Origin of the sequence: Nocardia lijiangensis NBRC 108240 (genome assembly GCF_001613045.1) — a bacterium.
GTDB classification, from domain to species: domain Bacteria; phylum Actinomycetota; class Actinomycetes; order Mycobacteriales; family Mycobacteriaceae; genus Nocardia; species Nocardia lijiangensis.
The window spans coordinates 34,285-43,099 of the sequence record NZ_BDBP01000081.1; the positions used below are offsets into that span (position 1 = coordinate 34,285).

The 8,815-nt window shown below is 70.5% G+C and carries 7 protein-coding genes; 5 read left to right on the top strand and 2 right to left on the bottom strand.

Annotated features, from left to right (window positions below; translation table 11 throughout):
* Positions 1–124 precede the first annotated feature (124 nt).
* The 3 genes from cysS to NL1_RS27210 all read left to right on the top strand — a co-directional run bounded on the left by cysS (position 125) and on the right by NL1_RS27210 (position 2,954).
* Entirely contained in the window at positions 125–1,528 is a 1,404-nt protein-coding gene (gene cysS, locus NL1_RS27200; RefSeq protein ID WP_067845015.1) for a cysteine--tRNA ligase, read from the top strand.
* Positions 1,528–2,508, top strand: a complete 981-nt coding sequence (gene rlmB / locus NL1_RS27205) for a 23S rRNA (guanosine(2251)-2'-O)-methyltransferase RlmB (protein ID WP_067845041.1) — start codon at positions 1,528–1,530, stop codon at positions 2,506–2,508. Before cysS ends, rlmB begins: the two co-directional genes overlap by 1 nt.
* Before the next feature lie 167 nt (positions 2,509–2,675).
* The gene (locus NL1_RS27210; RefSeq protein WP_067845017.1) at positions 2,676–2,954 is read left to right on the top strand and encodes a DUF4190 domain-containing protein; all 279 of its coding nucleotides are present in this window, start codon (positions 2,676–2,678) and stop codon (positions 2,952–2,954) included.
* A 22-nt stretch (positions 2,955–2,976) separates the two neighbouring features.
* Here the strand turns inward: NL1_RS27210 and NL1_RS27215 are convergent, their stop codons facing one another.
* Positions 2,977–3,786 (bottom strand): enoyl-CoA hydratase/isomerase family protein, encoded by an 810-nt coding sequence (locus NL1_RS27215; protein WP_067845019.1) that lies wholly within the window; start codon positions 3,784–3,786, stop codon positions 2,977–2,979.
* A 90-nt stretch (positions 3,787–3,876) separates the two neighbouring features.
* Entirely contained in the window at positions 3,877–5,046 is a 1,170-nt protein-coding gene (locus NL1_RS27220; RefSeq protein ID WP_067845021.1) for an acyl-CoA dehydrogenase family protein, read from the bottom strand.
* Positions 5,047–5,289: 243 nt separating this feature from the next.
* On the opposite strand from NL1_RS27220, the gene NL1_RS27225 reads away from it, so the two are divergent.
* Positions 5,290–5,811: a hypothetical protein gene (locus tag NL1_RS27225; RefSeq protein WP_067845023.1), complete on the top strand. Its 522-nt coding sequence runs from the start codon at positions 5,290–5,292 to the stop codon at positions 5,809–5,811.
* A gap of 127 nt (positions 5,812–5,938) precedes the next feature.
* The coding region (locus tag NL1_RS27230; RefSeq protein WP_067845025.1) for an AfsR/SARP family transcriptional regulator at positions 5,939–8,815 on the top strand (2,877 nt) is incomplete at its 3' end.

An 8,815-nucleotide genomic window follows, 5' to 3' on the forward strand; every position in this document is an offset into this window, starting at 1 on the left:
GCATCGAAGCGGCCATCGGTCGAGCCGGGGCGCGAACGCCCTGCTCCGACCGGCCGGGCATACCTCCGCCTTCACCGTGGCCTGGACGGACGTCGTCCGACGGCGCCGACTAGGATCGACTGCCGTGACCCTGCGCCTCTTTGACACCGAACGCCGAACCATGCGCGATTTCGCGCCGCTGGTTCCCGGCCGCGCTTCGGTGTACCTCTGTGGCGCCACCGTCCAGGGGGAACCCCATATCGGTCACGTGCGCAGCGGCGTCGCGTTCGACGTGCTGCGCCGCTGGTTGCAGGCGCACGACTACGACGTGTACTTCATCCGCAACGTCACCGACATCGACGACAAGATTCTGAACAAGGCCGCCGAGGCGGGCCGCCCGTGGTGGGAGTGGGCGGCCACCTACGAGCGCGCCTTCGACCGCGCCTACGAGGCGCTCGGCGTGCAGCCGCCGTCCGCGGAGCCGCGGGCCACCGGCCACATCACCCAGATGGCCGACCTGATGCGGCGGCTCATCGACCGCGGGCACGCCTACGCCTCCGAGGGCAACGTCTACTTCGACGTGCAGAGCTACCCGGACTACGGCAAGCTGTCCGGCCACAAGCTCGACGACGTGCACCAGGGCGAGAGCGCGGGCGCGGGCAAGCGCGACCCGCGCGATTTCACGCTGTGGAAGGCGGCCAAGCCCGGCGAGCCGAGCTGGCCGTCGCCGTGGGGGCCCGGCCGCCCCGGCTGGCACCTGGAGTGCTCGGCGATGGCCGAGTTCTACCTCGGTTCGGAATTCGACATCCATTGCGGCGGTATGGATCTGGTGTTCCCGCACCACGAGAACGAGATCGCCCAGTCCAAGGCCGCCGGTGACGGATTCGCGCAGTATTGGTTGCACAACGGCTGGGTGACCATGGGCGGCGAGAAGATGTCCAAGTCGCTCGGCAACGTGCTTTCGGTGCCGAACGTGCTGAAAAAGGTTCGCGCCGTGGAACTTCGGTTCTACCTGGGCAGCGCGCACTACGGATCGATGCTGGAGTACTCGGACAAGGCGTTGTACGACGCCGCGGCCTCCTACCAGCGCATCGAGGCGTTCATCCACCGGGTCGCCGAGCGGGCAGGCGAGATCCCGGTCGGCAAATGGACCGACGCGTTCGCCGAGGCGATGGACGACAACCTGGCCGTGCCGCGCGCACTTGCCGAGGTGCACCGCGTGGTGCACGAGGGCAACAAGGCGCTGGAGGGCGGCGCGGTCGACACCGCGCGGGAGCTGGCAGGGCAGGTGCGGGCCATGCTGAACATCCTCGGCGTCTGCCCGTACGACCCGAAGTGGTACGCCCCGGAGGACACCTCCGCGGCGACGGAGGCGCTCGACGTGCTGGTGCGCGCCGAACTCGATCGCCGCCAGCAGGCCCGCGCCGACAAGGACTGGGGCACCGCCGACGCCGTGCGCGACCGCTTGGCCGCCGCGGGCGTCGAGGTGACCGATACTCCCCAAGGACCCGAGTGGTCGCTGGGCGGCGCGCGCGGAAAGGCGAACTGATGGCAGGGAATTCGCAGCGCCGTGGCGCTGTGCGCAAGACGGGTAGCAAGAAGGGCGCGGTCGTCGGTTCCGGCGGCAAGCGCAGGCGCTCACTCGAGGGGCGTGGCGCGACCCCGCCCGCCGAGGCGCGGACCAAGCACCCCGCGGCCAAGCGCGCCGCGGCCAAGGCCAAGGCGGAGGCGAAGGGCCGCCCGACCGGCCGCGCCGCCGGCGGACGCCCCGCGGGCCGCAAGACCGAAGACGGTCCCGAGTTGGTGCTCGGCCGCAACCCGGTGGTCGAATGTCTGCGCGCAGGCGTCCCGGCCACCGCGCTGTACGTCGCGGTCGGCACCGAGAACGACGACCGGCTCACCGAGAGCGTGCAGACCGCGGCCGACGCGGGCATCTCCATCCTCGAGGTGCCGCGCACCGATCTGGACCGGATGAGCAACAACGGGCTGCACCAGGGCCTCGCGCTGCAGGTCCCGCCGTACCGCTACGCCCACCCGGACGATCTGCTCGATCAGGTGCGCGGCACAGCCGAGCCCGCATTGCTCGTCGCGCTGGACAACATCTCCGATCCACGCAACCTCGGCGCGGTGGTCCGCTCCGTCGCGGCGTTCGGCGGCCAGGGCGTCCTCATCCCGCAGCGGCGCAGCGCCAGCGTCACCGCCGTCGCGTGGCGGACCAGCGCGGGCGCCGCGGCCCGGCTCCCGGTCGCGCGGGCCACGAATCTGACTCGCACGCTGAAGGATTGGGCCAGCCAGGGCATGCAGATCGTCGGCCTGGACATGGGCGGCGACACCACGCTCGACGAATTCGACGGCACCGCGCCGACGGTCATCGTGGTCGGCTCCGAGGGCAAGGGACTTTCGCGCCTGGTCAGGGAGAACTGCGACAGCATCCTGAGCATCCCGATGGCCGGGCCGGTCGAGTCGCTGAACGCGTCGGTGGCGGCGGGCGTGGTGCTCGCCGAGATCGCCCGTCAGCGGCGCGCCTGACGGCGGACGCTCGCCCGCGGGACCGAAAGTCCGTACGCGACAACTGATTCAGCGGTGGCCTGGCGAACCGCCGAGCGCGCTGTACCCCGGTCGGCGCGAAACGCCCCGTGCCTCGCGCGATCCGCAAAATACGCGGAGATACCCCGGAGCCCCGTAGAATTCGGTGAGTGGTGATACCCAACCAGCCCATCGGTGCGACGGTCGAGCATCCGAATGCCACGGCCGTGTTGTTTCTCGGCGCGGCAAGCATCTTCTGCTGCGGGGCGCTCGGCCCGGTGGCGTGGGCGTTGGGCAAGCGCGCCCTCGACCAGATCGAGGAGTCCGGCGGCGCACTCGGCGGCCGGGCCCAGGTCCTGATCGGTTACATCCTCGGCGTCGTCGGAACCGTGCTGATGGTCCTGATGGCGACCGCGTTCCTCTTGATCACGCTGGGCGGCAACGCGTAGCACTGTTGCCACGCCTGTTGATTCAGTCGAGGATCGGTCGCTCGGCGTCGGCGTTGGTGTCCCACGCGGGCCACTCGGAGCTGATGCTCCCGGTCCAGTTCGGCTGCCTGCGATCGCGGAACGCCGCCATCGCCTCACCGCCGTCGACACTCTTGCCCACGTGGGCATTGAGCTCCGACTCCAGCTGACCGACCATGGCCGGGCTCATCCCGAGACCCTCCCAGAGCAGGCGCTTGGACAGCGCCACCGGCAGCGGCGCCGAACCGTTGGCCAGGTCGTGCGCCACCGACAGCGCGGTCGGCAACACCTCGCCGCCCGCCAGGCACGCGTTGGCCAGGCCCATCGCCTTGGCCTCGTCGCCGTCGAAGGTGCGGCCCGTCAGCATGATGTCGGCGGCATTGGCCATGCCGGCCAACCGGGGCAGCGTCCAGTGCACGTAACCGTCGGCGAGCACACCGCGGCGCACCTGGTTCAGGCCGTAGACCGCGTCGTGCGCCATGTACCGCAGATCGCACTGCAGCGCCAGAGCCAGCCCGATACCGACCGCGTGCCCGTTGACCGCGGCGATCACCGGCTTACGCACGCGCCACGGCGCAGGCTCGATGGTGGCGCTGACCTCGCCGATCCGGTTCGACAGATCCGCGCCCGCGCAGAACGCGGGCGGCGTCCCGGTGATCACGACCGCCCGGATGGCATCCTCGCTGTCACAGCGTTGCAATGCTGCACCGAGCTCCGCTGCCATCGCCGGGGTGAAGGCGTTCTGCTGGGCGGGCCGGTTGAGCGTGAGCACGGCGATGCCCGCGGAGACATCGACGAGCAATTCCGAACTCATGTCTCAGGATGTTAGTAGTTGTGTAGACGGCGCGCTGGCACGCGCAGGGTTCATTGCCCTTTCTGTCTCGCTTCCCAGCGGTCGAGACCGTCAGCGCAGGATCTTGCGGCCGATCGCGTACTTGTGGACTTCGGTGGGGCCGTCGTAGAGGCGGAAGGCGCGCATGTCGCGGAAGATCATTTCGACGACCGTCTCGTCGCTGATACCGATGCCGCCGAGCACTTGCACGCAGCGGTCGGCGACCTTGAACAGTTCCTCGGAGACGTAGGACTTCGCGATCGAGCTCTCGTGCCGTGCCTTCTCGCCCTGGTCCATCAGCCAGCAGGCGTGCCAGATGGTCAGGCGGCACTGGTGCAGCGCGATCTCGTTGTCCGCCAACATGAACGACACGCCTTCGTGTTCGCCGATCGGCTTGCCGAAGGCGGTGCGGGTCTTGGCGTGCTGGATTGCGATGCTCTGGGCCCTTTCGGCCGCGCCGAGCCAGCGCATGCAGTGCGTGAGCCGGGCCGGAGCCAGCCGCAGCTGGGCGTAGCGCAGCGCCTGCCCGGCCTCGCCGAGCACTGCCGACTTGGGCAGCACCAGGTTGTCGAAGCGGACGACGCCGTGGCCCGCGACGTAGTTGCGGTCCATCGTGTTCATGGTGCGCTCGATGACGATGCCCGGCTGGTCGCCGTCGGTGAGGAACAGCGTGGGGCCCTCGGGCAGGTGCGGGTTGGCGGCGAGGCGGGCCATGATGATCCAGGTCTTGGCGCCGTTGGCGCCGGTGATCAGCCATTTGCGGCCGTTGATCGTGAAGTTCTCGCCGTCGAAGACGGCCTCGGTGGCCAGCTGCGCCGGGTCCGAGCCCGCGCCCTCCGGCTCGGTCATCGCGAAGACCGAGCGCTGGTGTCCGTTGATCACCGGCATCAAGTAGTGCTCGATCTGCTCCTGGTTCGCGACCTTGGACAGCAGAAACATGTTGCCCTCGTCGGGCGCGGCGCAGTTCATCGCGATCGGGCCGAGGGTGGACCACCCCGCCGCCTCGTAGATGACGGCCTGTTCGACGTGGCTGAGGCCGCGCCCGCCGAGCGCCTCGGGGGCCTGCACGGTCAGCAGCTTCTCCGCGCGGGCGAGTTCCACCAGCTCTTGGCGCAGTTCGTCGGTGGGCCCGTGCGCGGTCAGGCGCGGGTCGCGCTCGAACGGGACGATCTTGTCGATCACGAACTGACGGACGCGGTCGCGTTCGGCGGCGAGCTCGGCGGGAATCGAAAAGTCGATCATCTTTGGTCACCATTCGTTCGGCGGCAGGTGAGTCCGAGCATACGAAACCCGCCGATTCGGACTGAAGGCGGCTGCCATCAGTGATGGCCGATCGCGCGTCAATGCCTCGCTACCTGCACTGACAGAGACTGTCAGCGCGATGTCGGCGGCCCATCAGGCGGGCAGGACATCTTTGGTTCATCGAGAGCGCGGGCCACACGGGCCCCGCCCCGCAGGACCGAAGAATCGGATGAGGAGAACGCCATGCTGACCATCGCCGCCATCGCCCAACTGCTGATCGCCGCCGCCTTCGTGAGCATCCCGCTGGTGCGCCACCGCTACGGCGCCGCCGCGACGGCCGCCGCCGAGGCGGAACTGAACCGCCAGGGTGTCCGGCCCAGCGTGCTCGCCGAACACGGCATGCGGTTCGACGCGGGCGGCCACGAGACCTGGGCGCCGCTGTCCTTCGCGCTGATGATGACCGCGATGGCCGGGCTCAACCTGGCGGGCGCCCCCTGGGGCCACACGCTGAACTGGATCTTCCAGGTGCTCGTGCTGCTCGCCAACGTCTTCATCCTCTACAGCAACCTGACCGCCGCCAAGGGCGTCGAGCACGCCTTCGCCAAGACCGGCGACCCGGAACTCGCCCGCATCGACGTGCGGCGCTTCCTCGCCGCCGCCGAGGGCGCCTTCCCCCGCTGGGTGATGCCGTGGCTGCAGAACGCCCGCCACGTGATCGTCTTCACCGGCTCGATCCTGGTCTTCATCGCCCTGATCGTCGCCTGACACCCCGACCCGAAACCCGGTTCCGCATTGCGCGGGACCGGGTTTCGTCGTATCCAGGACCCCAGCGGCATCCGCGAGCCCACTCCCCACACACGCCGAGCAAAACACTTCTGACAGGCTGGACGCCGTGCGTGTTGCTCTGCTCGGTCCGATCGCCGCCTTCGCCGACGACGGGTCGCCTCTCGATCTCGGTGGTGTGCGGCTGCGAATGCTGCTGGCCAGGCTGGCGCTGGAGGCGGGACGGCCGGTCTCGGTGGACGCGCTCGTCGACGGACTGTGGGGCGAGCAGCCCCCCGCCGAGGCGGCCGGTGCGTTGCAAGCGCTGGTTTCCCGGCTGCGCAAGGCGTTGCGCGGCGCGGGCACACTCGAACTCGGCCCCGGCGGCTACCGGCTGTCGGTGCGCCCCGAGGACGTGGACGCGCACCGCTTCGAGTCCGCCGTCGCCGAGGGGCGGCGCGACCTGGCGGCGGGCAAGGTTGCGGCGGCGGGAGCCACGCTGGCGGACGCGCTCGCGTTGTGGCGGGGCCCCGCGCTCACCGATGTGCGGGACGCGCCGTTCGCGGATCTCGCGGTCGCGCGGCTCGAGGAGCTGAAAGCCGCTGTCGCCGAGGACAATTACGACGTCGAGCTGCGGCTCGGCAGGCACGCGGAGGTGCTCGCCGATCTGGAGGCGGCCGCCGCCGAACGCCCGCTCGCCGAGCGGCTGGCCGGGCTGCGCATGCGCGCGCTGTCCGCCGCGGGCCGCCAATCCGACGCGCTGGGCGTCTACGAACAGATTCGCGAGCGGCTGGGCGACGAACTCGGCGTCGACCCGTCCGCCGAGCTGCGGGAGATCCATCTGGCCCTGCTGCGCGGCGAACTGGCTCGGCCCGAAGCGCGACCCGAGCCGACGGTGAGCCGAATTCCGTTGCCGCTCACCAACTTCGTCGGACGGGAAGGCGAGCTCGCCCGCGTCTCGGAGCTGCTCGCGGCGGGACGTCTCGTCACGCTGGTCGGCCCCGGTGGGGCGGGCAAGACCCGGTTGGCGGTCGAAACCGTCACCCGGCACCGGGCTTACGAACGCGGCCGGGTCTGGTTCGTGCCGCTGGCAGGCGTGAGCACCGCCGAACAGCTGACCGACACCGTGCTCGGCGCGATCGGCTCCTGGGATCTGCGGGTGTCCGACAACCGGCCGACTCAGCCGCTCACCGGCTCCGACCGCATCGCCGAGCTGCTCGATGTCGGCCCGGCGGTGCTGGTGCTCGACAACTGCGAGCATCTGATCGAATCCGCCGCGGAACTGGCCGACGGTCTCCTCGAAAGGCTTCCGCAGCTGCGTGTGCTCGCGACCAGCCGGGAGCCGCTCGCCATTGCGGGCGAGACGTTGTACCAGCTCGGTCCGCTCGAATTACCGGGCGAGGCAGTCGAACTCGCCACTGCCGCCGATTCCGCCGCGGTACGGCTCTTCCTGGATCGAGCCGTCGCGGCACGGCCGGATTTCGCCTTGGATGCCGAAACAGCCGGGCCGGTGGTGGACATCTGCCGTCAGCTCGACGGCCTGCCGCTGGCGCTGGAGTTGGCGGCGGCCAAGCTCCGTTCGATGAGCGTCGAGCAGATCGCGCGCAGGCTCGACGATCGCTTCCGGCTGCTGACCTCGGGCAGCCGCACCGCGCAGCCGCGCCAGCGCACGCTGCTCGCGCTGGTGGCGTGGAGCTGGGACCTGCTCACCGAGCCGGAACGGGTGCTGGCCCGCAGGCTCTCGCTGTTTCCCGGCGGCGCGACTCTCGATGTGCTGGAGGCGATCTGCTCCGACGAGGCGCTGCCCGTCTCGGACGTGCTGTACGTGGCCGACGCGCTGGTGGAGAAGTCCGTCCTCACGGTCTCCGGCGATCCCGAGCCGCGCTATCGCATGCTGGCGACCATCCGCGCGTACGCGGCCGACCGGCTGGAGGAGACCGGTGACGATCTGGCCGAGCGTTTCGCCGAGCACTACCTGGCGCTGGCGGAGCGGCACGAGCCGCTGTTGCGCTCACGAGACCAGCTGCGCGCCATGGCCGTTCTCGATGCCGAACACGAAAACCTGGTAACCGCACTGCGATCCACGCTCGATGGCGGCGACGGCGTGCGCGCGTCGCGTTTCGTCGGGGCGCTGTTCTGGTACTGGGGCATCCGCGGCATGAGCACCCAGTTCGAGACCTTCCTCGCCGCCGTGCTGCGCCTCGACGACGCGCTGCCCGAGCGGGAACGGGCGGCGCTGCGGCTGATCCAGTTGCTCGCGGGCGTGCCGATCGCGGAAAGCGTTCCGGTGCGGACGTTGATCGAGGAGGCCGAGGCGGCGGGCGCGCTCGACTTCCACCCGGCGCTGCTGCTCTGGGTTCCGCTGCTCGCCGCGTCGGCGGACGCCGACGACCTCGGCGACCGCGTACTGGATCGGGCACTGGCCGCGCCGGACCCGTGGGTGCGGGCCTGCGCGCACTGGGCGCGGGATTACGTGTGGACCGAACAGGGCGATCGGCGCGCCGGGGCCGAGGACCGCGCCGCGGCGCTACGCGGCTTCGAGGAGGTCGGTGATCGCTGGGGGATCGGTATGGCACTGCTCGCCGTCGGCCGCGACCACTCGCTGCGCGGCGAGCACGACCACGCCATCGCGGTGTTCGAAAAGGGCGTGGCGGTCAGCAGCGAACTCGGCGGCCAGGACGATCTGTTCGACTGCCGGGACCGGCTCACCGCCGAACGCATGCGCGCGGGCGATCTGGACGGCGCGCTCCGCGATATCGAGGTGATGCGACGACAGGCCACCGCGCGCGGTCACCGTCGTGCCGCCGCCGAGACCCTCTTCGTGCTCGCCGAATGGCATCGCCGCGCGGGCGACGTGCCCGCCGCCGACCGCGCGATCGACGAACTCTCGGCGATCGCCGACCGCCTCGGCCTCCCGGACGCCATGGCCGCCGACCTCGTCACCGCCGCCCGCTTCGCCAACCGCCTCGCCGCCGGCGAAGCGGCCGCGGCCCGCGCGCTCCTCCCG